General features: G+C 62.1%; 12 protein-coding genes and 1 pseudogene. 8 read left to right on the top strand and 5 right to left on the bottom strand.

Annotated elements, in window-relative coordinates; translation table 11 throughout:
- Positions 1–25 precede the first annotated feature (25 nt).
- Complete coding sequence (locus MOV74_RS02290) at positions 26–5,896, top strand: AAA family ATPase (RefSeq protein ID WP_246917347.1); 5,871 nt, start codon at positions 26–28, stop codon at positions 5,894–5,896.
- 58 nt (positions 5,897–5,954) lie between these two features.
- Here the strand turns inward: MOV74_RS02290 and MOV74_RS02295 are convergent, their stop codons facing one another.
- From MOV74_RS02295 to MOV74_RS02310, 4 genes are all read right to left on the bottom strand, one after another.
- A complete protein-coding gene (locus tag MOV74_RS02295) occupies positions 5,955–6,434 on the bottom strand; it encodes a hypothetical protein (RefSeq protein ID WP_246917349.1) in 480 nt (159 codons plus the stop codon).
- Between the two features lie 662 nt (positions 6,435–7,096).
- The gene (locus MOV74_RS02300) at positions 7,097–18,343 is read right to left on the bottom strand and encodes an Ig-like domain-containing protein (protein WP_246917353.1); all 11,247 of its coding nucleotides are present in this window, start codon (positions 18,341–18,343) and stop codon (positions 7,097–7,099) included.
- A gap of 736 nt (positions 18,344–19,079) precedes the next feature.
- Complete coding sequence (locus MOV74_RS02305) at positions 19,080–19,298, bottom strand: hypothetical protein (RefSeq protein WP_104464108.1); 219 nt, start codon at positions 19,296–19,298, stop codon at positions 19,080–19,082.
- 377 nt (positions 19,299–19,675) lie between these two features.
- A complete protein-coding gene (locus tag MOV74_RS02310; RefSeq protein ID WP_246917356.1) occupies positions 19,676–19,921 on the bottom strand; it encodes a hypothetical protein in 246 nt (81 codons plus the stop codon).
- Positions 19,922–20,030: 109 nt separating this feature from the next.
- Between MOV74_RS02310 and MOV74_RS02315 the strand changes: the two genes are divergently transcribed.
- The 5 genes from MOV74_RS02315 to terL all read left to right on the top strand — a co-directional run bounded on the left by MOV74_RS02315 (position 20,031) and on the right by terL (position 24,462).
- Positions 20,031–20,195: a hypothetical protein gene (locus tag MOV74_RS02315; protein ID WP_246917360.1), complete on the top strand. Its 165-nt coding sequence runs from the start codon at positions 20,031–20,033 to the stop codon at positions 20,193–20,195.
- 188 nt (positions 20,196–20,383) lie between these two features.
- Positions 20,384–21,019: a hypothetical protein gene (locus tag MOV74_RS02320; protein WP_246917364.1), complete on the top strand. Its 636-nt coding sequence runs from the start codon at positions 20,384–20,386 to the stop codon at positions 21,017–21,019.
- A 148-nt stretch (positions 21,020–21,167) separates the two neighbouring features.
- A complete protein-coding gene (locus tag MOV74_RS02325) occupies positions 21,168–22,631 on the top strand; it encodes a DNA methyltransferase (protein ID WP_246917368.1) in 1,464 nt (487 codons plus the stop codon).
- Positions 22,628–23,062, top strand: coding sequence for a DUF5681 domain-containing protein (locus MOV74_RS02330; protein WP_246917372.1), 435 nt, complete (start codon positions 22,628–22,630; stop codon positions 23,060–23,062). Before MOV74_RS02325 ends, MOV74_RS02330 begins: the two co-directional genes overlap by 4 nt.
- The gene (terL, locus tag MOV74_RS02335) at positions 23,059–24,462 is read left to right on the top strand and encodes a phage terminase large subunit (RefSeq protein ID WP_246917375.1); all 1,404 of its coding nucleotides are present in this window, start codon (positions 23,059–23,061) and stop codon (positions 24,460–24,462) included. The genes MOV74_RS02330 and terL overlap by 4 nt, the downstream gene beginning before the upstream one ends.
- Before the next feature lie 293 nt (positions 24,463–24,755).
- Here terL and MOV74_RS02340 read toward each other — a convergent pair whose 3' ends face one another.
- On the bottom strand, positions 24,756–25,034 hold the full coding sequence (locus MOV74_RS02340) for a hypothetical protein (RefSeq protein ID WP_246917378.1): 279 nt from the start codon (positions 25,032–25,034) through the stop codon (positions 24,756–24,758).
- Between the two features lie 360 nt (positions 25,035–25,394).
- On the opposite strand from MOV74_RS02340, the gene MOV74_RS02345 reads away from it, so the two are divergent.
- Both MOV74_RS02345 and MOV74_RS02350 read left to right on the top strand, forming a co-directional pair.
- A complete protein-coding gene (locus tag MOV74_RS02345; RefSeq protein ID WP_404979102.1) occupies positions 25,395–26,246 on the top strand; it encodes a YqaJ viral recombinase family protein in 852 nt (283 codons plus the stop codon).
- Positions 26,230–26,406, top strand: a pseudogene (locus MOV74_RS02350) (single-stranded DNA-binding protein); the annotation flags it as partial. The gene MOV74_RS02345 and the pseudogene MOV74_RS02350, both read left to right, overlap by 17 nt.

The following is a 26,406-nucleotide window of genomic DNA, read 5'->3' on the forward strand; positions in this document are numbered from 1 at the left end:
AACCCAGTCTTTCGGTTCGGCGCGCATGGACAGCGACTTCCAGGTGTTATGGGAGGACGACGACCGCATCTTTTGCCGGGCATCGCGCCAGGGCTCCGATGGTGGCCGCAAAATTGTGCTGGCCGTGCTTCCCGCCGAGCACGCCCCATCAACGAGCCGGGATCGCCTGGCTCACGAATATGCACTAAAGGACGAACTCGACAGCGCGTGGGCCTTGCGGCCGCTCGAACTTGTCAGTGAGGGCGGCCGGCCCGTGCTGCTGCTCGAGGAGCCCTGCGGCGAGCCGCTGGAGCGCCAGCTCCAAGCGCCCATGCAAGTGGGAACATTCTTGCATCTCGCCGTCCACATCACGGCGGCTCTTGGCAAGGTCCATCAGCGTGGGCTCGTGCACAAAGACATCAAGCCGCACAACATCATCGTGAATCGCGCGACCGGCGAAGTCAGACTCACGGGTTTCGGCATTGCCTCGCGACTCCCGCGCGAGCGCCAATCACCCGAACCGCCTGAGACCATCGCCGGCACCCTGGCCTATATGGCACCCGAGCAGACCGGACGAATGAACCGCTCGATCGACGCACGCAGTGATCTATACGCGCTGGGCGTCACCTTCTATCAGATGCTCGCCGGCGCGCCCCCGTTTACCGCAGCCGATCCGATGGAATGGGTGCACTGCCATATCGCCAGGAGGCCTGTGCCACCCGCCGAGCGTCGGAAGCAAGTGCCCAATTTCCTTTCGGCCATCATCATGAAGCTGCTCGCCAAGACCGCCGAGGAGCGCTATCAGACCGCGGCCGGTCTGGAGAGCGATCTCCGGCGCTGCCTCGCCGCCTGGGAGGCTCGGCAGGGGATCGACGACTTCCCCCTGGGTGAGCGCGACATCCCGGACCGGCTGCTCATCCCCGAGACGCTCTATGGGCGCGCGCGAGACATCGAAGTCTTGCTCGCGGCCTTCGACCGTATGGTCCAGAGCGGCACGCCTGCGCTGGTGTTGGTCTCGGGATACGCCGGCATCGGCAAGTCAGCTGTCGTCAACGAGCTGCACAAGGTGCTGGTGCCCTCGCGCGGCCTGTTCGCCGACGGCAAATTCGACCAATACAAGCGCGACATTCCCTATGCCACACTGGCGCAGGCGTTCCGCAGCCTGCTCCGGGGCCTTCTGGCGAAGAGTGAGATCGAGCTGGCGCCCTGGCGCGATGCCCTGCACAAGGCGTTAGGCCCGAACGGCGGGCTATTGGTGGACCTCGTCCCCGAGCTGAGGCTCATCATCGGCGAGCCGCCGCAGGTACCCGACCTGGCTCTGCAGGATGCGCAAAGGCGCTTCCACCAAGTGGTGCGGCACTTCATCGGCGTGTTCGCGCGACCGGAGCATCCACTGGCGCTATTCCTCGACGACCTGCAATGGCTAGACTCGGCGACGCTGGACCTGCTCGAGGATCTGCTGACTCAGGCGGATGTGAGCCATCTGCTGATGATCGGCGCTTACCGCGATAACGAGGTCGACGCCGCGCATCCTCTGCGGCGCAAGATCGCCGCCATCAAGAATTGCAGCGGCATCGTTGAGGAGATCGCGCTAGCGCCGCTTGCCACCGAGCATGTCGGGCAGCTGATCGCCGACTCGTTGCGTTGCGAGCCGAGTTATGCCGCGTCCCTGGTGCAGTTAGTGCAGGAGAAAGCGGGCGGCAATCCGTTCTTCGCCATCCAGTTTCTTTACGAGCTCGTCGAGGAGCGTTTGCTTGCGTTCGATCATACGTCGTCGTGCTGGACGTGGGATCTCGATCTCATTCGCGCCAAGGGCTATACCGACAATGTGGTGGACCTCATGGTCGGCAAACTCGCGCGCCTTCCGGCCGACACGCAGGCAGCGTTGCAGCAGCTCGCCTGTCTCGGTAACACCGCCACGATCACGCTGTTGGCCCTTGTTCTGGGAAGATCGGCGGCTGAAGTCGACGCAGCGCTGTGGGAAGCCGCGCACGAGGAGCTGGTCGAGCGACGGCAAGGCTATTACAGATTCACCCACGACCGAGTGCAGGAAGCCGCCTATTCAAGCAAACCGGAAGCCGAGCGTGCGGAAGCCCATCTCGCCATCGGCCGGCTGCTCGTGGCGAATACTCCCACAGAACAGCACGGGGACGTGATCTTCGACATTGTCAATCAGCTCAACCGCGGCGTTGCGTTGATCACCTCACGAGACGAACAAGCGAATCTGACCGAGCTCAACCTGCTCGCAGCCAAGCGCGCCAAAGCGTCCACCGCTTATGAATCGGCACTGACTTATCTCAATGCCGGCGCGGCACTGTTGCTGGAGGATTGCTGGGAGAGCAGGCATGAACTTGCCTTCTCGCTGGAGATCAACCGGGCAGAATGCGAGTTTCTGACCGGCGCGCTGGCGGAAGCGGAGCGACGCCTGATGGTTCTCTCAGCCCGTGCGGCCGGCCCTGTCGAGTTAGCCACGGTCTCATGCCTGCGTATCGATCTGTACACGAGGCTCGATCGGAGTAGCGATGCAATTGCTGTTGCTCTTGATTACCTCCGCCACCTGACCATCGACTGGCCCGCCCATCCGACGGAGGAGGAGGCGCGAGGTGAATACGACCGCGTCCGGTCCCAACTTGGCGGACGCCGTATCGAAGCTCTGATCGAACTGCCCTTGATGAGTGATCCGGTGCCTCTCGCGACTCTGGGCGTGCTGACCAGGCTGCTGCCGCCTGCACTATTCACGGATTTGAACCTCTTTTCCTTGACCGTTTGTCGAGCGGTTAATCTCAGCCTTGAGCACGGAAACTGCGATGCCTCGTGCGTTGCCTATATGAGGCTTGGGATGATTGCCGGTCCTCGCTTCGGCGACTACGAGGCGGGATCTCGGTTTGGTCTGCTCGGATATGAATTGGTCGAACGGCGCGGATTGACGCGATTTCATGCGCAGACCTACATGCTCTTCGGAGCGCACCTCGCGCCATGGACGCGACATGTCCGGACTGCGCGTGATTCGCTGCTTCGGGCTTTCGATGTCGCAAACAAAACCGGCGACCTCACGTTCGCCGCGTACGCCCGCGTCAATCTGAATTCGAATCTGCTCGCGGCAGGTGACCCGCTCGCCGAGGTGCAACGCGAAGTCGAGAGTGGCCTCGCGTTTGCGAAAGCGGCACAGTTCGGGCTGGTCGTTGACGTTGTCGTCAGCCAACTGCAGCTCGTCCGAACCCTGCGGGGGCTGACGTCGAAATTCGGCTCCTTCGACGATGAGCAGTTTGAAGAGCTTCAGACGGAGCGCCGGTTCGCCGAGAATGCCAACCTCATGCGGGCGGACTGCTGGTACTGGATCCGAAAGCAGCAGGCGCGCTTTTTTGCAGGCGACTACGCGGCTGCGATTGAGGCGTCACAAAGGGCGCAGCGGCTGCTGTGGACGTCCATATCGCAGCTCGAAACCGCCGAATACGAATTCTATGGTGCATTGTCGCTCGCGATGGCCTGCGCTTCCGCCGCGCCTGCCCAGCACCGGGAGTACCTCGCGGCACTGGCGGCGCACCGGAGACACATCCAAATCTGGGCAAAGAATTGTCCGGAGAATTTCGAGAATCGCGCAGCGCTTGTCGAGGCGGAGGTCGCCCGCTTGGAGGGCCGCGAGCTCGATGCCGAGCGCCTCTATGAACACGCTATCCGCTCGGCCCGCGCCAATGGCTTTGTTCAAAACGACGCGCTTGCCAACGAACTCGCCGCACGCTTCTACGCGGCGCGCGGGTTTGAGAGAATCGCTCGTGCGTACTTGGCCGACGCTCGGCGTGCTTATTCGCGGTGGGGAGCTGATGGCAAGGTGCGGCAGCTCGACCGCGTCTATGCCCACCTGGCAGAGGAAACACCGGCGCCCGGCCCGACGAGCACGATCGGGGCCCCCCTGGAGCAGCTCGACCTCGCTACAGTCATCAAGTTGTCGCAAGCGGTCTCGGGCGCAATCGTCCGGGAGAAGCTGCTCAGCACCGTCATGCGCGCCGCTATCGAGCACGCGGGCGCCGAGCGAGGCCTGTTGGTTCTGTCGCACGGGGCTGAGTTGCGAATTGCCGCCGAAGCGACCACCGACGGCGACACGGTCGTCGTGCGGCTGCACGACGAGCCAGTGACTGCAGCGCTCCTGCCGGAGGCGATCCTCCACTACATCTTGCGTACGCGGGAGAGCATCATCCTCGATGATGCCGCAGCCCAGAAACCGTTTTCAGCGGATCCCTACATCATTCAGCGTCAAGCGCGCTCTGTTCTCGGCCTGCCGGTGATCGCTCATGCCAATTTCATCGGCGTGCTGTACCTGGAAAACAATCTGGCTGCGCATGTCTTCGCGCCGGGTCGGATCGCGGTGCTAAAGCTGCTCGCCTCGCAGGCGGCAATCGCGCTGGAGAATGCTCACTTGTACCAGGATCTCGCAGATCGCGAGGCTAGGATTCGGCGCCTGGTCGAGGCCAACATCATCGGGATTATCATCTGGGAGCTTGGAGGTCGGATTCTGGAGGCGAATGATGCGTTTCTCCGCATCGTAGGATACGATCGCGAGGATCTCATTTCGGGCCGCCTGCGCTGGACTGACCTTACACCGCCGGAGTGGCTCGACCGCCACATGCAATTGTGGATTCCGGAGCTGAAGATGATGGGGAGCGTGCAGCCGTTCGAGAAGGAATATTTTCGCAAGGACGGCAGCCGCGTGCCCGTGTTGATCGGCATGGCTGCATTCGACGAGCGACGAGATTACGGCGTCTCTTTTGTCGTCGACCTGACGGAGCGCAAGCGGTCGGAAGAGGCTCTGCGGCAGAGCGAGGAGCGCTTTCGTACCCTTGTACAATTCTCCTTCGACGTCTACTGGGAATCCGATGCGCAGCATCGCTTCACCCGCCAGGAGTTCGGCCAAGGTCTTGCCGACGCGCCGGCGCCTGGCTCTGAAATTGGGAAGACGTGGTGGGAAGTGCCCTATTTGGAGCCTGACGCGGAGGCCTGGCGCAAGCACCGGGAGACGCTCGATGCCCACCTGCCGTTCCGTGATTTCGAGCTGGCGCGGCCTACGCCTGACGGCGGCAAACGCTACGTGTCCATCTCGGGACTGCCGGTCCTCGACAATGCAGGGCGCTTCATCGGTTACCGCGGCGTCGGACGGGACACCACCGCGCGCAAGCAGGCCGAAGAGACCTTGCGGGAGGTGCAAAGGGAATTGGCGCATGCGAACCGCCTCGCCACCATGGGTGAGCTCACGGCCTCGATCGCCCATGAAGTAAGCCAGCCGATCGCTGGCGCATCGATGAATGCCGATGCCGCCCTGCGTTACTTGAACAGAAACCCGCCGGATGTTGGGAGAGCCAGGGACATGCTCGGTTATGTTGTGAACGACAATGATCGAGCCCGCGACATCATCGGGCGGATACGTGATCTCATCAAAAAAGCACCGCCCCTGAAGGATCGCCTGGATATCAACGAGGCGATCCGGGACGTGATCGAGCTCGCCCGCAGCGAAGCGCTGAAGAACGACGTCGCGATGCAGACGGAACTCGGAGACGGTTTGCCACTCGTCGAAGGTGATCGCGTCCAATTGCAGCAGGTGATCCTCAACCTGATGGTCAATGCCATCCAAGCCATGGGCACCGTCGCGAGGGGATCGCGAAACGTGCTCATTACGACCGCTCGGGCGGAATCTGACGGCATTATCGTCGCGGTGAAGGATTCGGGACCAGGATTGGCCCCAGACGCTCTCAAGCGCATATTCGACCCCTTCTACACGACGAAGCCTGACGGTCTGGGGATGGGACTGTCGATCTGCCGCTCGATCATCGAAGCGCATGCCGGGCGCTTGTGGGTGACCTCCAATGCGCCCCATGGCGCGACTTTCCACCTCACGGTGCCAGCCCATCCGGGCAGCGCGTCGTGACGATCCCGCATGGTTGCTTTTGAAACCCCGCTCCGGCGTTCACGCCAGTTCCGATGTGTCAATCTGGAGTGGGCCTGGGGCCGGACAGGGGCGAATTCAAGATTTGGCGGCATTCGTCCTTCGAAAGCCCGGCATAGCTCGCCCGCAACCATCTCAAGTCGATCTTCTCGAAGACGGGAGCGCACCGCCAGTCGGAGCTGGTCACGCTGGTTTCGCAGTTGGGGTGAGCATTTGATTTGTGCGCGCCGGCGGTCCCAAATTTCGCCTGAGCGCGAAAGAACCTCGACCTTCGGCCCTTCAGCTGAGGGGTGGCGGCCTTAGCGGTTCGCGCTCCACTTTCATTTTCGGCTCCGAGCGCCACGGACACGTTCATCAGCAAGAGAAGCAACGCGCTGCTCGCCTCGTACCTCGCCACCACGCGTTTCCTCGCTCTTCCTCGCATGATGGCTTTGCTGTCGCGGGAGCCAATACTCCACTCCCAGCCCCGCGAACGTTTGCGCATCTCGAGCTCGAAGAACGAGAAGTCGTCCAAGCCCACGACATTGTCTCCCAACGAGTTTGACGCCATTCCGCGACTTAACGACCTGCCGGCACCTTGTCCCACACGGGGGCAAGAACGCCGCCGTGCAATGGGGGGCCGCGGGAAGCGATATGCCATCCCCCTTTGGGTGCGCCTCCCCCAAATGGGCTACGCCAGGAAAAACAATGGCGGGTCGGCTCTGGGGTTAACCAAGGGCGTCAATGACGCCGAGCCTCGGCCAGCCGAGGACGTCACAGGCGCTGCCTCCTCCCATGCCACCGACCCTGACCTTGCTGAAAGGCCGCTAACTTCAATTCCCTGGTTACTGGAGTTCTGCAGGGAAAACGCGGCTAAAGCGCCACCCTGGACGAGGGGCCGGGTGAAACGCCTTGAAAATTCGAGCCTTTGGTAGCCAAAGCATGCCATCTCGGAACAGGGAAATTTCGATCGCGAACTGGGACCTGCGGCAGCGTTAGCAGGCAACCGGCAAGTGTTCATCGCGCCACCTGCCTGTGGTGTCGCAAGCACCGCGAAAGTGGCTTGCCTTGCGTGTTCAATACGCAGCAAAGACCACAAGGACCGGCTCGAACTCCGCTATGAGATCCGTTGAGAGTTATTCACGGAACGTCCCCTCGGCGCGACTCGCACCTGGAAGCCGGCCATCCTTCAGAAAGAGTACGTTAGATGTGGAGGAGAAAATCCTGACTGGTCAGTGTATTCGCAGTTACATTGGTCAAGACAATTTCCATATCCGCCGCCCCTTCGCTCTGCGCAGTGGCCGAGCTGTTGACGTAGACAATCGTATTCGCGCCGCTCTCAATCCACCCGATACTGTGCGCGGCGACTTGGGCGCTCCCGCTTAGCAAGCCTTGGACACTCGTCACCCCCGCGATCGCCGAGGTGTCGATGATGTCTGTACCATGAACGAAATCACTGATCGTGTCGTGGCTTGCAACCGTGGAATCGGAAACCGCAGCGAATACGAATTGGTCGCTTCCCGCTCCTCCTATTAACGTGTCGGCACCTCCTCGGCCCTGGATCACGTCGTCTCCTGCTTGCCCATCCAGCGTGTTGCTGCCGGCATCGCCAAAAATGAAGTCAGCGAAGGATGACCCACGGACGGCATTCACGCCGGTGAAGGTATCTGTCCCAATGCCTGCGAGGTCACCGGAGGCCGTCCCGCGAGAGTTGCCAGCGGCGAGGTCGACTGTCACCCCATCCAGCGCATTGTAGAACGCAATCCGGGTATTGCCGTTTCCTGTGATGGCATCATTGCCGTCCATTCCCTCGAACTCGTTGAGGGTGCCGAAATCGCCGGCGTTTGCACCTGAAGTGCCAAAGCTGGTTGCGACATAAGTATCGTCGAAATTGGTCCCACGGATCGCTTCAATAGATCGGAGGGTATCCGTTCCGATGGAAGCGTCGCCGGCCACCACGCCTGACGCCATATCGACTTGAATACCTGAAACCGAACCGTCGTTGTTGTAGAACGCCCTGTCGAAGCCAGTTTTACCGTCGATGAAGTCATTGCCGCCGCGACCGGCAAAGTCTTCCGCTGTACCATTCGGATTGTTGGAGCCGGTGATGGTATCGGCGAAGGACGACCCTGACACCGAGCTAACGCCCGAGAAGCTGTCGGTGCCTACCGACGCATCGCCGGTTGCGGTACCCGACGCGCCGCTGGTGGTGCTGGTCCAGCTATTGAGGCCAAACGTGATCGTCACGGGACCGGTTGCATTGGTGTAGATCAGCCGCGTGTTGCCGTTGCCGGTAATGGCATCGTCACCACCAAGTCCCTCGAACTGGTTGAAGCTGCCGTTGTTGCCGACGTTAAGAGCGCCTGCGAGGCCGTATCCCGTTGCCACATAGGTGTCGGCAAGGACGGTTCCCTGGATGGCCTCGATCGAACGCAGCGTGTCCGTACCGATCGAGGAGTCGCCCGTGGCCGTGCCGGACGCCATGTCAATGGTGACACTGCCGGTCGATAGATAGATGTTGTTGTAGCTGGCGGTATCGAATCCGCCGCGACCGTCAATCGCGTCGTTGCCGCCAAGCCCGGTAAATATCTCGTTGATGCCGCTTCCCGACAAGGAATCGGCGAACATCGTGCCCATGACGGCATTGACGCCCGTGAACGTATCGCTTCCGACCGAGACGTCCCCGGTAGCCGTGCCGGCTGCTATATCCACCACGACGCCTGCGGTCGCATTGTTGAATCCGAGGCGCGTGTTACCGTTGCCGGTGATGACGTCGTTGCCGCCCTCGCCGGTGAACTCATTGAAGGTGCCGAGGGAGCCGGAGTTCGTGCTGGTGTTGCCAAATCCAACGGCGTTGTAGGTATCGGCAAAATTGGTGCCGCGGACAGCTTCGATCGACACAAGAGTATCGGTGCCGACAGTGGCATCTCCGGTCAGGGTGCCAGCCGCGAGATTGACAGTGATACCTGACGTGGTGGTCGGATCGTTATTGTAGTCGACGCGGTCGAAGCCGCCGCGCCCGTCGATCACGTCGTTGCCAACGAACCCCGCAAACACCTCGATCGTACCGAATCCATTGTTGCTTCCGAAAAGAGTATCGGCGAACGAAGAGCCCCAAACGGCAAGAATCCCCGAGCCAACAAACGTGTCGTGACCAACGGAGCCATCGCCATCCGCCGCTCCGGCTGCGATGTCGACAGTCACACCGGCGGTGGCGCTCACATAGGAGACCCGCGTCAGAGCCGCGCCTAAAGGATTCACGTCACTCAGAATGGTGTCGTTGCCACCGCGGCCCTCGAACTCGTTGAACCCGATCGGCGTACCGGGCGTACCGGTGCCCCCGGCGAAACCGGTCGCATTGAAGGTGTCCGCAAAATCACTGCCAACCACGGCTTCGATCGCGACCAGCGTATCGGTACCCGCTCCCGGTCCGGATACCGTTCCCGCCGCAAGGTTCACGGAGATCCCGCCCGTGGCATCGGTGTAGACAGCGCGGTCAAAATCGGCCCCGCCATCGAGCAGATCGTTGCCGCCGAATCCCTGAAGCCGATCATTTCCGGCGAGGCCGGAAATTGCATCCGCTTGACTCGTTCCGAGCAGCATATCCGAGCCCGAGGTGCCGTTGGTGGCGTTGGGAAAGATGAAGTCGCTCTGCTGGAGGCTTGTTACACCTATCAGCGTCAGGGTATTCCCGCTTCCGACATCGATGATGGTGTTGCCGCCGCTCACCGTTGCCTTCGATTGAACATCTGCGAGCGTGAAGAAGCCTGACAACCCTGTCAGATCGATCGTGTCGCCTTGGGTACGGTTAAAGTCCGTGATGGTGTCTGCTCCGTCACCATCGGCGTAGACAAAGGTGTCGGCGCCGTTCCCGCCGGTCAAGGTATCGGCGCCACCGCGGCCGTCGATCCGATCATTGCCGTCCCTGCCGTCGAGGGCATTGGCATTGGCATCGCCCAGAATGACGTCAGCGAAAGCTGAACCGCGGACGGCATTCACGCCGGTGAACGTGTCTGTCCCGACACCTGCGAGGTCATCGGAGGCCGTCCCGTGGGAATTGCCGGCGGCGAGGTCGACGGTCACCCCATCGAGAGCATTGTAATATGCGATGCGGGTATTGCCGTTGCCGGTGATGGTGTCATTGCCGGCCATTCCCTCAAACTCGTTGAGGGTACCGAAATCGCCGACATTTGCGCCGGAGACGCCGAAACTGGTCGCGACATAAGTGTCGGCGAAGCCGGTTCCGCGGATCGCTTCGATGGATCGGAGGGTGTCCGTTCCGATCGAAGCGTCGCCGGTCACGACGCCCGAAGCCATATCGACTTGAATACCCGACGCCGAACCATCGTTGTTGTAGAACGCCCTGTCGAAGCCAGTTTTACCGTCGATGAAGTCATTGCCGCCGCGACCGGCAAATTCCTCCGAGGTGTTGTTTGGATTGTTCGAGCCGGTGATGGTGTCGGCAAATGACGACCCCGACACCGAGCCGACACCGGAGAAGGTGTCGGTGCCTACGGACCCATCACCGGTTACGGTACCCGACGCGCCGCTGGTGGTGCTGGTCCAGCCGTTGAGAGCGAAAGTGATCGTCACGGGGCCGGTTGCATTGGTGTAGATCAGACGAGTGTTGCCGTTGCCGGTGATGATGTCGTTACCGCCCATTCCCTCGAATTGATTGAAGGTGCCATTGTTGCCGACATTGGCATAAGGAAGGCCGGTCGCGGGATCGATAGCGCCGGTGACGCCGAAATTAGTCGCGTCATAAGTGTCGGTAAAATGAGTGCCCTGAATGCCTTCGATTGAACGCAAGGTGTCGGTGCCGCTCGAGGCATCTCCGGTCAGCGTTCCAGCTGCAAGGTGAACGCTGATCCCCCCCGTCGTGAAGGTCAGGTTGGCATATTGCGCCGTGTCGAAGCCGCCTTTTCCGTCGATGAAATCATCGCCGGCAAGGCCCATGAAGTTCTCATTGGCGCCGCTTCCAGCAAAGGTGTCGGCAAACATCGAGCCCATGACGGCGTTGACGCCGGTGAATGTATCGGTACCCACGGAGGCATCGCCGGTTGCAGTGCCCGCGAGGAAATCGACAGTCACGCCGGCGGTTGATTGCGTATACTGGAGTCGGGTGTTGCCGTTGCCGATGATGCCATCGTTGCCGCCCATGCCTTCGAAATTGTTGAAGGTGCCGCTCGATCCAGCATTGGTGCTGGTGCCGCTGAAACCAGCGGCATCGTAAGTATCGGCGAAGTTGGTGCCGCGGACGGCTTCCACTGAACGCAGCGTATCGGTCCCGATTGTCGCGTCGCCAGTGACGGTACCGGCCGCAAGATTGACAATTAAGCCCGTGGTGGTGGTGGCGTCGTTGTTGTAGACGGCAAAATCGTAGCCGCCGCGGCCATCGATCAGATCGTTGCCGGCACGAGCGTCATATTGCTCGAAAGTGCCGTTCGGATTGTCGCTGCCCCGCAGCGTGTCTGCAAATGCTGACCCAATGACCGAATTGACATTGGTGAAGGTGTCGTTGCCGACTGATGCATCGCCGTTCGCTGTTCCCGCGGCGAAATCAACGACCACTGCCGCTGTCGCGCTGACATAGGAAATGCGGGTCAGAATCTCTCCGGAAGGATTGACCGTGCCGGCGATGATGTCATCTCCCCCCATGCCTTCGAAGCTGTTGAAGCCAATTGGCGTGCCAGGTACCCCGGAATTGCCGCTGAAACCGACCGCCGAGTAGTGATCGGCAAAGTTGCTGCCCTGGATGGCTTCGACACCGACCAGAGTGTCGGTGCCGACACCCGGACCCGTCACGGTTCCTGCCGTCAGATCGGCGGTGATGCCCCCGGTCGCGTCGACATAGACCGCTCGATCAACGCCCGACAAACCGTTGAATGTGTCATTACCGCCGAAGCCTTGGAAGGCATCGTTCCCGGCGGTCCCTGTCAGGGTGTTGTCGCCAGCATCGCCGAGAATGGCGCCGGGCACGCCGACAGAATAGACCACCGCGCCGCTGGTTGCGGTGTTGCCAGCCGCATCGCTCACCCGGGCGGTCAGCGCGTTCGGGCCGCTGTTGAGCGTGACCGTGGTGCTCCAGGTCCCGTTGCCCTGCACGATGGCGGTGCCGATTGCGGTGGTGCCGTCCAGGATGGTGACGGTGGCGCCGGCATCGGCGACGCCGACCGTGCCGGTGATGGTCTGGCTGGCCTGGTTGACGGGTCCGCCGGTGCTGGTGATGGCGACCGTCGGTGCCGTGGTGTCGAGCGTGAAGCTCAGCGCTGCGCTCGTCGAACCGTTGCCGGCGACATCGCTGAACTGCGCCGTGATCTGTTTGGTGCCATCGGCTCCGAGATCGCCGTCGGATACGGTCAGGCTGACGCTGCCTGCCGTCACGTCGGCGGCTGTGATCACATGCGTGACCGGGTGCGCCAGCGGCGAGCCGCCCAGCAACAGCCGCACGGTATCGCCGATGGCATCGGTCGGGTTCAGCGCCACCGTGAAGCTCGGCGAGGTCGCCGAGGTAATGTTGTCCGTGCTCGAGGTACCAGTATCCAAACCCGACGTCAGATCTGGGGTGCCACCGGTCGGTGCCGTCGTGTCGAGGGTGAAGTTTAGCGAGGCCGAGCCAATATTGCCAAAAGTGTCGGTTTGGCTCGCGACGATGGTGTGCGGTCCGTCGGCCAGCCCGCTCGGCGTAAACGACCAGGCGCCTTGCGCATCAGTGGTCACTGTCGCCGCGATCAAGCTGCCGTCGATGGTGAAGTGCACCACCGTGTTGGCGAGGCCGGTGCCGCTCAGCGCCGGGTTGGCGGTGACATGGTCGGTGGCCGAAGTGCCGGTGTCGGCAACCAGGGCCTCGGTCACGGTCGGGCCGGTGGTGCTGAGCGTGTAGACCACCGCGCCGCTGGTCGCGGTATTACCGGCCGCGTCGCTCACCCGAGCCGTCAGCGAGTTCGGGCCACTGCTGAGCGTGACCGTGGTGCTCCAGGTCCCGTTGCCCTGCACGATGGCGGAGCCAATCGTCGTGCTGCCGTCCAGGATGGTGACGGTGGCGCCGGCATCGGCGACGCCCACCGTGCCGGTGATGGTCTGGCTGGCCTGGTTGACCGGTCCGCCGGTGCTGGTGATGGCGACCGTCGGTGCCGTCGTGTCCAGGGTGAAGCTCAGCGATGCGCTCGTCGAGCTGTTGCCGGCGGCATCGCTGAACTGGGCCGTGACCTGTTTGGTGCCATCGGCTCCGAGATCGCCAGCGGATACCGTCAGGCTGACGTTGCCTGCCGTCACGTCGGCGGCCGTGATCACATGCCCGACCGGATGCGCCAGCGGCGCGCCGCCGAGCACCAGCTGCACGGTATCGCCGATGGCAGCCGCAGGGGTCAGCGCCACTGTGAAGCTCGGCGACGTCGTCGAGGTGATGTTGTCGGTAGCCGAGGTACCGCTGTCCGAGCCGGCTGTCAGGTCCGGTGCACCGCCGGTCGGTGCCGTAGTGTCGAGGGTGAAGCTCAGCGAGGCCGAGCCGGGGTTGCCAAAAGTGTCGGTCTGGCTTGCGACGATGGTGTGCGGTCCGTCGGCCAGCCCGCTCGGCGTAAACGACCAGGCGCCTTGCGCATCAGTGGTCACTGTCGCCGCGATCGGACTGCCGTCGATGGTGAAGTGCACCACGGTGTTGGCAAGGCCGGTGCCGCTCAGCGCCGGATTGGCGGTGACATGATCGGTGACTGAAGTGCCGGTGTCGGCAACCAGAGCCTCGGTCACGGTCGGGCCGGTGGTGCTCAGCGTGTAGACCACCGCGCCGCTGGTCGCGGTGTTGCCGGCCGCGTCGCTCACCCGCGCCGTCAGGGAGTTGCCACCCTGGTTCAGCGTGGCCGTGGTGGTCCAGCTGCCGTTGCCCTGCACGATGGCGGTGCCAATCGTCGTGGCGCCATCCAGGATGGTGACGGTGGCGCCGGCATCGGCGACGCCCACCGTGCCGGTGATGGTCTGGCTGGCTTGGTTGACCGGTCCCCCCGCGCTGGTGATCGCGACCGCGGGTGCCGTGGTGTCCAGGGTGAAGCTCAGCGATGCGCTGCCGGTGTTGCCAAAAGCGTCAGTCTGGCTCGCCACGATGGTGTGCGGTCCGTCGGCCAGCCCGCTCGGCGTAAACGACCAGGCGCCTTGCGCATCGGTGGTCACTGTCGTCGCGATCGGGCTGCCGTCGATGGTGAAGTGCACCACGGTGTTGGCAAGGCCGGTGCCGTTCAGCGCCGGATTGGTGGTGACGTGGTCGGTGACCGACGTGCCGGTGTCGGCAACCAGGGCCTCGGTCACGGTCGGGCCGGTGGTGCTGAGCGTATAGACCACCGCGCCGCTGGTCGCGGTGTTGCCAGCCGCGTCGCTCACCCGCGCCGTCAGCGAGTTGCCACCCTGGTTCAGCGTGACCGTGGTGCTCCAGCTGCCGTTGCCCTGCACGATGGCGGTGCCGATCGTCGTGGCGCCATCCAGGATGGTGACGGTGGCGCCGGCATCGGCAACGCTCACCGTGCCGGTAATGGTCTGGCTGGCCTGGTTGACGGGTCCGCCCGCGCTGATAATGGCGACCGTCGGTGCCGTGGTGTCGAGCGTGAAGCTCAGCGAGGCCGAGCCGGTGTTGCCAAAAGTGTCGATCTGGCTTGCGACGATGGTGTGTGATCCGTCGGCCAGCCCGCTCGGCGTAAACGACCAGGCGCCTTGTGCATCCGTGGTCACTGTCGTCGCGATCGGGCTGCCGTCGATGGTGAAGTGCACCACGGTGTTGGCAAGGCCGCTGCCGTTCACCGTCGGATTTGCGGTGACATGGTCGGTGGCGGAGGTACCGGTGTCGGAGACCAGGGCCTCGGTCACGGTCGGGCCGGTGGTGCTCAGCGTGTAGACCACCGCGCCGCTGGTTGCGATGTTGCCGGCCGCGTCGCTCACCCGAGCCGTCAGGGAGTTGCCACCCTGGTTCAGCGTGACCGTGGTGCTCCAGCTGCCGTTGGCCTGCACGATCGCGGTACCGATCGTCGTGGCGCCATCCAGGATGGTGACGGTGGCGCCGGCATCGGCAACGCTCACCGTGCCGGTGATGGTCTGGCTGGCCTGGTTGACGGGTCCGCCCGCGCTGGTAATGGCGACCGTCGGTGCCGTGGTGTCGAGCGTGAAGCTCAGCGCTGCGCTCGTCGAACTGTTGCCGGCGGCATCGCTGAACTGCGCCGTGATTTGTTTGGTGCCATCGGCTCCAAGATCGCCGGCGGATACCGTCAGGCTGACGCTGCCTGCCGTCACGTCGGCAGCCGTGATCACATGCGTGACCGGGTGCGCCAGCGGCGAGCCGCCCAGCAGCAGCTGCACCGTATCGCCGATGGCAACCGTCGGGGTCAGCGACACCGTGAAGCTTGGCGACGTCGCCGAGGTGATGTTGTCCGTGCTCGAGGTACCGGTATCCAAACCCGCCGTCAGATCTGGGGTACCACCGGTCGGCGCCGTTGTGTCGAAGGTGAAGCTCAGCGACGCCGAGCCGGTGTTGCCAAAGGTATCGGTCTGGCTTGCCACAATGGTGTGTAATCCGTCGGCCAGCCCGCTCGGCGTAAACGACCAGCCCCCTTGCGCATCCGTGGTCGCCGTGGAGGTGCTGAGAACACCATCGATCGTCAGATGCACCACCGTGTTGGCAAGGCCGGTGCCGCTCAGCGCCGGGTTGGCGGTGACATGGTCGGTGGCCGAAGTGCCGGTGTCGGAAACGAGACTCTCGGTCACCGTCGGACCGGTGGTGCTCAGCGTGTAGACCACTGCGCTGCTGGTCGCGGTATTGCCGGCGGCATCGCTTACCCGAGCCGTCAGGGAGTTGCCGCCCTGGTTCAGCGTGACCGTGGTGCTCCAGCTGCCGTTGCCCTGCACGATGGCGGTGCCAATCGTCGTGCTGCCGTCCAGGATGGTGACGGTGGTGCCGGCATCGGCGACGCCCACCGTGCCGGTGATGGTCTGGCTGGCCTGGTTGACCGGTCCGCCCGCGCTGGTGATGGCGACGGTCGGCGCCGTCGTGTCCAGGGTGAAGTTCAGCGATGCGCTGCCGGTGTTGCCAAAAGTATCGGTTTGGCTTGCCACGATGGTGTGTAATCCGTCGGCCAGCCCGCTCGGCGTAAACGACCAGGCGCCTTGCGCATCCGTGGTCGCCGTAGCGGTGCTGAGAACACCATCGATCGTCAGATGCACCACCGTGTTGGCGAGGCCGGTGCCGCTCAGCGCCGGGTTGGCGGTGACATGGTCGGTGACTGAGGTGCCGGTGTCGGAGACGAGACTCTCGGTCACCGTCGGGCCGGTGGTGCTGAGCGTATAGACCACCGCGCCGCTGGTTGCGATGTTGCCGGCGGCGTCGCTCATCCGGGCCGTCAGGGAGTTCGGGCCGTTGCTGAGCGTGACCGTTGTGCTCCAGCTGCCGTTGCCCTGCACGATGGCGGTGCCGATCGTCGTGGCGCCATCCAGGATGGTGACGGTGGTGCCGGCATCGGCGACGCCCACCGTGCCGGTGATGGTCTGGCTGGCCTGGTTGACCGGTCCGCCGGTGCTGGTAATCGCAACCGTCGGTGCCGTCGTGTCGAGGGTGAAGTTCAGCGATGCGCTGCCGGTGTTGCCAAAAGTGTCGGTCTGGCTCGCCACGATGGTGTGCGGTCCGTCGGCCAGCCCGGTCGGCGTAAACGACCAGGCGCCTTGCGCATCCGTGGTCGCCGTGGAGGTGCTGAGAACACCATCGATCGTCAGATGCACCACCGTGTTGACAAGGCCGGTGCCGCTCAGCGCCGGACTGGCGGTGACGTGGTCGGTGGCCGAAGTGCCGGTGTCGGAGACGAGACTCTCGGTCACCGTCGGACCGGTGGTGCTGAGCGTATAGACGACCGCGCCGCTGGTCGCGGTGTTGCCAGCCGCGTCGCTCACCCGAGCGGTCAGGGAGTTGCCACCCTGGTTCAGCGTGACAGTGGTGCTCCAGCTGCCGTTGCCCTGCACGATGGCGGTACCGATCGCGGTGGTGCCATCCAGGATGGTGACGGTGGCGCCGGCATCGGCGACGCCGACCGTGCCGGTGATGGTCTGGCTGGCCTGGTTGACCGGTCCGCCCGCGCTGGTGATGGCGACGGTCGGCGCCGTCGTGTCGAGCGTGAAAACAACGGGCACGCTCGTTGTAACGTTGGCGCTAGGGTCCAAAGCCACGATGCTGTGGTCGCCATCACCTGCCAGGGTGACCGCCAGGCTCCAAACGCCTCCGGAGCCAACGGTAACCGTTCCAATCTGCGTCGTAACACCATTGTATGTGTCGTACAGCGTCACCGCGCTTCCAACGAAGGACGGATCAACTGTTCCACTGATTGTTTGATTTCCTTGGTTGGTTGGACCGCCTGCGCTGCTGATAAGGACAGGTCCGAATGAAGCTATAACAACAGCTTGCGATGGGTCCAAAGTGGGGACGAGCGGTTTCGAGGCGAAGGCATAAGTCCCCGCGATGGAAGCGAGGGTCACAACAACTGGAGTGATCGATCCCCCACCAGCTTGGCCTTTTATGTCGTCCCCTATAACCGTGGTTGGAGGTTCAGTGGGTAATGGTGGGGGGCTCCCAGCGAACTTCTGCAGCGACTTTGTGTCGACGTCTCCTCGCTTGCCGTCGCTAGGTGCCGGAGTATCTGGAGCGATCTGCTTCCCGATATCGTAGGTCGTTAACACCTGTTGAAAAGCGTTGAACTCCTGCGCAACTTGCCCTGGGGTCTTGCTGACGGCTTGGGTGATCACCTCGAAATTCGCGGTTGGCGTGATGGTTAGCGATGGACCGTCGCTGGTAACTATCCCGATCGGATCCCCAGCAGTACAAACGCCTTGAAGCAAGTTCGTCGCTGGAAGGCATTTGAAGACTTGTACGGAATGAACTCGGCCGTCTTGCTGATCAGCGACAGAGACCGAGACTTTCCCATCCACAGCATCGACGCTGAGAAGGACGGCAGTACCGCGAATTCCAATCGCGGCAGTAGGCGTCACGACCTGCATGTCGCCGGTTTTCGCGACCTGGCCAGCGACGAAACTGGCAGCACCCTGGATGAGAGTGAACATCGAATGGTTCGTGCCACTCGTCAGACTGACTAAGGTGCCACTCGCACTACTCTGCCCCTCATACCCCAATTCGTTCAACATGAATCGAGCATTGGCGCTCAGGTTGAACGTGGTGCCGTCGATAAGGACGAGACCAATGGCAGAGCCGCTTCCAGTTTGCACGACATCGTTCTGATAAACGACATCCCCATTATTCGCCTCGATCGTAACGCCGTTGCGGACGATGCTGGCGCTTCCCGTTACGGTCGCGACACGGCCAATCACCTTTGCGGCAGCGGCATTACCTCCGGCTTGCGCAAAGGTTTGATAACCGGTGAGGGCTTCGACCACTCTCGCATCGAGCAGCGCGCCGTCCGACGAGCTGAGCGGCAAACGCTTCTCACTGAGAAAGTAATTGGGGATCGTGATCCGATGGTCAGAATCGGAAATGATGAGATCATGACCTGAACGTGCATAGTCCCCTGAGACCAGGAGATGCGCGTCCGAAATGATGAGTGCGTGAGCTGGGGCAGGCTTGGGGAAATTAAAGGACGCCCCAGCCATCTCAGACGTTTGGTTCAATGGGGTATTCAAACCAGCGCCCCGCCAATAGATTTGCAAATTAAATAATTAACTGTTAATAACACCTCGTAGATTAAATTAAAATATATTTTTGATCTGGGCTAGAACGCTGGAAGCCTGCGGTGGTTTGGCCCGTCATAATCACGTTGGACCGAGTATCTGTGGCTGACGATCCAAGACGACACGCGCTGGGTCCATTCGCATGGTGCAATCAAGAGGGCTTCATCGCCTGGACCTGTTGGAAGTGCGCCGTCAGCTGGTGCGCGCGCGCAATCGGCACTCCAATAACAGGCGCATTGTGAGGCGCATCAACGGTCTGTTATGTCGAATTTATCACTTGGATGCGATCGACCCCAAAGGAGGTCGGCGAATCCGCGAAGCCATTCAAATTGCGCTGCGAGATACATCCAAGGATAGTTGACCAAAGTCCCGCGCCCCGCTCCCTTATTATCCGCGATTGCGAGGTGCGTTCACTCGCCAAGCGTATCCTGCCACATCTCGGCCAGTGGACAATTGCGACAGACCGCGGGTTGACCGCTGCTTGCGGTTACCGTTTGCCGCTGGGCGGGTGATTGCACATCTTATGGAAAGCGTTCGCCGCCCCGGCCATCTGAAGCGATAGCTGGTCCATGGCCGATCCTTCTTCAGCCAGGCGCTTCTCAATGTACTGCTGCTCAACGTCGGTCAACGCAGTTTCCAGCAGGCGCAAATACCGCTCAACATTCTTCCTATGGGTCTGCAAACGGACAATCGTTTCGTCGCTCATGTTCTATCCAAATAGGCAGCGGCGCAATGTTGCAAAACAGCTCTGAAAAGCCGCTTCAAAAAAACCAAAAATTAAATAGCAGATTTAAAATGGCGGAAAAAATGAAGCAGGTCAAGACTCCGTCTCGCGGTGAATTGCTTATGCTCCACACGCCGGATTTTTGAATTTACTAAAATCCAAGCTTGCTATGCGAAATTTGATTGTGGGGCAGCTTATGTCGAGTGCGGCAGCTTATGTCGAGTGCGATTGAGTTGATTGTTGGCGGCTTTCACTCGGCTGAAATCCGTTCGTGTCGCCCGAGGAAGAAGCACAACTTCTTGCGCTGTTCGATGGGGGTGTGAGCGAGACCGGCAAACAACCCTTTGGGCCGCACCCGCCTAGCGGTCTCCGGTCGATTGCAGCGCGAGTAAGCCCCATTTGCGGACGTGTTTGTCGAGCAAGCGGCGGGTTCGTCGAAGCTCGTGGCGATCAAACGCCCCGCGGTCGCTCCTGAAGGGTTTGAAGGCGAACCCGCTGCGGTTGGGCCATGGCGTTGCGGCCACCAGCGAGGCCTGCTCGCCAGCCAGCGCCACGCAGGCCTTGCGGCGAAGCAGCCCCCGGATGGCACCGGTGACCTTCAGCACGACACGAGTCCCAGCCCCCAAAGCTCTCCTCGGCCTCTGGGCACAACTCAGGATGGCACCCGTAAATTTCCCAATGTCGCCCGCCTTGGGCCGGCGGGAAGATGGCACCATGAAATTCTCGAAGCCAAAGGAATGGAGCGACCTCGAACGCAGGAAACTTTCAGCGATGATCCGCCGGCGGTACGGCGCGGCGGAAATTGCCGCGGCTCTTCGCCGGCATGTCGGCTCAGTCAAGCGGATGGCGCGAGAAATGGGGCTACTTCTGAAAAAATGACTATCGGACGAACTTCATCGATCTCTTGCAAGAGCGATCGCCTGTCCGCGTTCGACCGATGCCGGGCCTTTGCAGCGGCGCGAGCGATCTACCGGTCTCAACCGGACCGTAAAGCTACGGGTTGAAGGTTAAGGGCTTGTGCCCAATGTTAGCAACCTGGGGGCTCCAACTTCTTTCATGGAGACCACATGCCCCGATTGGAATGGCTGCAACAGGAGGAATCCGAGAACCGGCGCTCGATTGCGGACGTCGTCAATGTTCTCCACGAACATGCCATCTTCGACCGTGTGCGTACCGTCGAAATCAGCGTCGGTCGCTTACGGCTGTCGTCCAAACAGATTGTCGGCCTCGTCGGCATCTTTGTCGAGAACGCGGCGGCGCAGACCATTTCCCTCGTCGCGCTGCCGAGCGCCAAGCAATTTCGCGCCCGGCCCGAGGGCAGCCAAGAACTCGAAACATTCGATATCCTCCGTCTAGAAGGAGCGACCGTCGATGGGCGCGGCAATGTCGAGCTTGTCGACGGCACACGGCTTCGCGCGGTCGAGGTCGTCCCCGCCTTGCTGCCCTATAACGTGACCGATCTCGACTGGCGTATTCTGCATCATATCATTGCGATGATGAAGGCTGAACAGGAGTGCTACACGTACCCGATCCGCTTTGCCCAGCCCTCCGATGCGCTCGATTGCAGCAAGCTGCCGGCCCTCAGAGGGAAGGTCCCGCCGCGAAAAGAGATACTGCGGTACATTGCGACGCAAGACCCTGCGCTTAAACGCCTGTCCAGGCAAAAGATAGACGACACGTTGCACAAGTTCGGTATGCTGTAGCCCAGACGTCGCGTCGAACGCGGCGCCTCGGACCAGCGGCAGGAGTTGGAGGCGCCTTATTGCCACAATTCGATTGGCATCACACTTGATGCAAACGTCCGGAGAATGCTGAATATCGCTAGCTCCTTCAACAACAAGGAGCTTCGACATGACGCCCGGTCGAACAGAGGCCGTCCGCAGATTGCGGTCTAACACACCCACCGCGCTTTCCAAGTCCCGCAAGCGAACTAAGCACCTCCAACGTTCCATTGAGGATCAATTGGAGGTTGGCAAGACAAGCACTCGCTTGCCACAGGTTGACCAACCGGAAGTGCGATTGCTGCCGCTACGAGCGCTCAAACGAGCTACCAAGAACGCGCGAACGCACTCCAAGAAGCAGATCAAACAAGTCGCAAACTTGATCCTCCGCTTTGGCTGGACCTACCCGATTTTGGCCGACGAGGATCGGCGGATCATCGCCGGGCACGCCCGCTGGGAGGCGGCCAAGCAGCTTTCCCTCAAGGAGGTCCCCGTTCTGGTGATGCGCGGCCTCAGCGACGCGGAAAAGCGCGCCCTGGCGCTCGCCGACAACAAGATTCCCGCAAACGCTGGTTGGGATCGCAAGTTGCTTGCCGAAGAACTCGGTGAGCTCGCCTCGCTTCTCCCAGACTTCAATCTCACCCTCGACATCACCGGGTTTGAGCCGGCCGAAATCGACGGGCTGCTGCTCGATTTCGGCAGCTCAGAGCACGATTCAGCAGACGCGTCCTGCACGATCGGCGAGCGGCCCATCAGCCGCAGGGGCGAGCTGTGGCAGCTTGGGGCGCACCGCGTGCTGTGTGGCGATGCCTGCGATCAGAGCGATTGGGCGCGGCTGATGGGATCCGAGCGGGCCAGCATGCTGATCGCGGATGGACCTTACAACGTGCAAATTTCCAAAACGCTCGGCCGCGGCAAGATCAAGCACCGCGAATTTGCGGTGGCGTCAGGTGAAATGTCGCCGGCCGAATTTACCGATTTTCTCACGGGCTGGATGCGCTTGGCTGTCCAATTCTCGCACGATGGCTCACTGCACTTTGCGTTCGCGGACTGGCGCCACATTGGCGAAATGCACAATGCGGGCCACGCCGTCTTCGGTCCGCTGCAAAATCTAGTGATCTGGAACAAAACCAACGCCGGCCAAGGCAGCTTCTACCGCTCCCAACACGAGCTGATCTTTCTCTACAAGAACGGCGATGCGCCGCACCTCAACAACGTTGAGCTCGGCCGCCATGGCCGCAACCGCTCCAACGTGTGGACGTATGCCGGCGTCAACACCTTCCGCCAAGGCCGCCGCGACGATCTCACCGTGCATCCCACGGTGAAGCCGGTCGCCTTGATCGCGGACGCGATCAAGGACTGCACGCGGCGCGGCGACCTCGTCGTTGATCCCTTCCTGGGATCGGGCACCACCCTGCTGGCGGCGGAGCGCGTCGGCCGCAAAGCCTTTGGGCTGGAGATCGATCCGCTCTACGTCGATGCCGCAATCCGCCGGTGGCAGGACGTCACCAAACGCGATGCGATCCTTGCCGCCACCGGACAGGCCTTCGACGAGGTCGCGGCTGCGCGTTCCGCACCGGAGCGCAGCACATGAGCCGGCGTGAGCGATCAGGCCGGCGCCGGGCCGGCACGGCTGGAGGAAAACGTGACGATGTTGGTTATGGCCGTCCACCCCGCGAGCACCAATTCAAGCCGGGGCAATCCGGCAACAAGAAGGGTCGACCAAAGGGATCCAAGAACGAGGCGACCATCATCAACAAGCTTCTCAACCGCAAAATCGACATCCGTGAAAACGGACGAGTGCGCAAGATCACCGTGCTCGAAGGCATCCTGACCAGATTTGCGGACGACGCCCTGAAGGGCAAGGACAAATCGGCCGCCTTCCTTCTCAACCGCCAACAGTTGCTCGAAACATCATCCGAGCAGCCCGCCAACGACGTCCTCGATATGGACGATCGCAAGATCTTGGAATCTTACGCCCAACAGCTTTACGCGCAATCCAAGAAACAAGGAGACTCCGAATGACCAACCACGATCATGCATTGTTGTGCGCCATCCTGCGCAATGACTTCGTCAGCTTTGTCTATCGCTGCTTTCTCCACCTCAACCCCGGTGCTCAATTCCTGCCCAATTGGCACATCCATGCAATTGCCTATCAGCTCGAGCGCGTCCGCCGCGGCGAAATCACCCGGCTGATCATCAACATGCCGCCGCGTTACCTCAAATCGATCACGGTTTCTGTGGCCTTTTCGGCCTTTCTGCTTGGGCTGTCGCCAGGCCGCCGCATCATTTCCATCAGCTACGGCGATGAGCTCTCGGCCAAACATGCCAGCGACTTCCGATCCATCGTGCATGCCGAGTGGTACCGGCGCGCGTTTCCGGACATGCGCATCGTGCGGAGCACCGAATCCGAGCTGATCACGACCCGACGCGGGTCGCGCAGAACGACATCGGTTTCGGGGACGTTGACAGGGCTCGGCGGCGACGTGATCCTGATTGATGATCCGCAGAAGCCGATCGATGCGCAATCGGAGTCGCGTAGAACCGGCACCAACCAATGGGTAACGAATACGCTGATGTCGCGTCTGGACAACAAGCAGACCAGCGCGGTGATCGTGGTGATGCAGCGCGTTCACCTGGACGATCTGTCGGGGTTTTTGACCAGCTCATCCGATGATTGGGAGGTGCTCAGCCTGCCCGCGATCGCGGAGACCGACGGCGCGATCCCGATCGGTCCCAACCAATTCCATTTCAGGAAGTCAGGAGAGGCGCTGCATCCGGCCCATGAATCGATCGAGACGCTGCGCAAGCTGCGGCACACGCTCGGGCCGGACGTGTTTGCGGCGCAGTACCAGCAGGCGCCGGTGCCGGCCGGCGGCGCCATGATCAAGCGCGATTGGCTGCGATATTACGACGAGGCTCCCTCAAGAGACGTGCTGGGCTGCCGCATCATCCAGAGTTGGGATACGGCCGCTAAAAATGGCGCGCAGAACGACTGGTCGGTGTGTACGACGTGGCTGGTCATTGACGGGACGTACTACCTGCTGGATCTGGTGCGCGGTCGGTTCGAATATCCCGCCCTCCGCGACACCGCGCTCCAGCTCGCCAAGCGTTTCAAGCCGCACGAGATCCTGGTCGAAGAGGCCTCGACCGGAATTGCGCTGGCGCAGGAGCTCCGCGACAAGCGCGACTGCTTCGTCAACCCTGTCAAGATCAATCATGATAAGGTTGGTCGGCTCTACGTCCAGCAGAGCAAATTTGCCGCCGGACGCGTGCTGTTTCCGAGAAACGCGCCGTTCCTGGCTGAGCTCGAAATGGAGCTGTTGACCTTCCCGCAAGGCCGTCACGACGACCAGGTCGACAGCATCAGCCAGGCGCTGGCCTATGAAGACACCGGCTACGATTACACGCTGAGCTGGCTCTGATCGGACGCCTTGCCGCTAGGCGAGCCTCTCCATCACCCAATCGTGCAAGCCTAGCCGCAGGCCGGTCGAGCCGAGCTCGCGATCGGTCCAGGCGTGAATATCTGCGATCGACGGGGGGGCGCTCAGCGCCCCCTTCGGCGATGCGTCGACGTGGTGGAATTTGTCGCGCCCAAGCGCTGGGCGGTAATGCCGTGAAGCTGTTGGAAGAATTATTGTGGGCACCAGCGCGTGGTTCGGCACCCAAGCAGCAATGCGGCCAGTTTCCAGAACGAAGCCAAGTGACCGCACCAAAGTCACTTGAGCCCGAGCGAGCGGACCGTCCGCCGCTGCTGCACCAACGCGGCCCGTTCGTAGCGCTCGAGGCCCTTGAGGCGTTTGAGGCCTGCCGGAGTTGGGGCGGCCAAAAGCCCGGCCAGCATCATCTGCCGCAAACGTCGCAGCCGCAGCAGCGCGAGCTTGGACTGTGCCAGGGCCATCGCTGAGGCCGGGGTGATTTGATGCCCGAGTCCACAAGCAATCGCGACGGCAAAAGTCGCGACCTCGGCCGGATCGCCGATCGTGGTCCGCGCCAAGCCATGGCGCAGCGCATTTTGGCTGGACCTTGCCTTTCCGCCCGCCGTTTTCGGGCCCCTGCTGCGTGTGGCGTTGGCGCGATTGGCTTCGATTTGGCGAATTGACGTCATGTCCGAGCTTCTCGACTGGGGCAGGTTTCGGCTCCGGAAAGCTCGCTCCAAGGCTTTGAGACATCAAGCATTTTCGGCCCCAAAGAACCGCAAAATTGCTGCAGAAAGGACTGGCATTCCCGCGCAAAAGGAGCGTTAATCATTTGACCGGCCTGCGGGCCCTTGGCCCCGGTCTCTCCCCTCGCAGTGGCGGGGGTTTTGGTGGTGCGGCGGCAAGCCGCGTCAACCCAGGAGAGACCGGTGACCACGATTTCAGCTGACGGCGCCGCGGCGCCCCGTTCCGTCATCACATTCAACCGCCCCGACCGGCGCGCCTTCATCGGCGGCTCGGACGCCCGCATCATCATGGGCCGGGACCAGGACGAACTGCTGCGCCTGTGGCAGGAAAAACGCGGCGAGATCGCGCCGCAAGATTTGTCGCGCAACCTGATCGTTCAGCTCGGCATCGCCACCGAAGACCTTAACCGCAGCTGGTACCAGAGCGCCACCGGTCACGCGATCACCGACATTCAGAAGCGGGTGCGGCACCCCGTCCATGCCTGGATGGCCGCCACCCTGGACGGCATGGTCGCGCCGACCGGCGCGGTGTTCGAGGCCAAGTTCATGCTGCCCTGGGCTTTTAGCGAAGAGGCGGCGGCCGACAAGCACATGGCGCAGCTGCAGCACAACATGTGGGTGGTCGCGGCGCGCGCGGCCGTGCTCTCGATCATCACCGGCGGCGGCAAATGGGTGGAGATCACCGTGCATGCCGATCCGCTCTACCAACACCTGCTGCTGACCGCGGAGAAAAAGTTCTGGCGCTGCGTGCAGAGCGGCGAGCCGCCGCTGCTGTTCGGGATCGAGACCCCGCGGCCGCGGCTCGCCGCCGTCAAGGTGGTCGACATGACCGCCTCCAATCTGTGGGCCGCATGCGCGGCGACCTATTTGCGCACCCGCGCCGCCCATGACGAGCACGAGCTGGCCAAGACCGAGCTCAAGAAGCTGCTGCCTGAGGATGCCAAGGAAGCGTTCGGGCACGGCATTCGCGCCAAGCGCTCCAAGGCTGGCGCCGTCAGCTTTGATCCGGTGGAGATGGAGGCCGTCCATGCACCAGGCCAGTGACCATATCGGGGCGATCGCGGCGGCCTTGGCTCGCGCGCAAGCCGAACTGACCAATCCGGAAAAGACCCTGACCGCTCAGATCCGCTCCCCGTTCCTGCGCGATGACGACCGCACCTTTCGCTACGCCTCGCTGGCGAGCGGCCTCGACATCGTGCGCAAG

The sequence above is a fragment of the Bradyrhizobium sp. SHOUNA76 genome, from assembly GCF_023006445.1.
Classification (GTDB): Bacteria; Pseudomonadota; Alphaproteobacteria; order Rhizobiales; family Xanthobacteraceae; genus Bradyrhizobium.

What these genes read in the sequence shown, in the direction of transcription:
- MOV74_RS02315 (WP_246917360.1), top strand. Translation starts at nt 20,031, where the DNA reads ATGAAATTCTCGAAGCCAAAGGAATGGAGCGACCTCGAACGCAGGAAA.
- MOV74_RS02330 (WP_246917372.1), top strand. Translation starts at nt 22,628, where the DNA reads ATGAGCCGGCGTGAGCGATCAGGCCGGCGCCGGGCCGGCACGGCTGGA.
- MOV74_RS02325 (WP_246917368.1), top strand. Translation starts at nt 21,168, where the DNA reads ATGACGCCCGGTCGAACAGAGGCCGTCCGCAGATTGCGGTCTAACACA.
- MOV74_RS02290 (WP_246917347.1), top strand. Translation starts at nt 26, where the DNA reads ATGGACAGCGACTTCCAGGTGTTATGGGAGGACGACGACCGCATCTTT.
- MOV74_RS02305 (WP_104464108.1), bottom strand. Translation starts at nt 19,298, where the DNA reads ATGAGCGACGAAACGATTGTCCGTTTGCAGACCCATAGGAAGAATGTT.
- MOV74_RS02320 (WP_246917364.1), top strand. Translation starts at nt 20,384, where the DNA reads ATGCCCCGATTGGAATGGCTGCAACAGGAGGAATCCGAGAACCGGCGC.
- terL (WP_246917375.1), top strand. Translation starts at nt 23,059, where the DNA reads ATGACCAACCACGATCATGCATTGTTGTGCGCCATCCTGCGCAATGAC.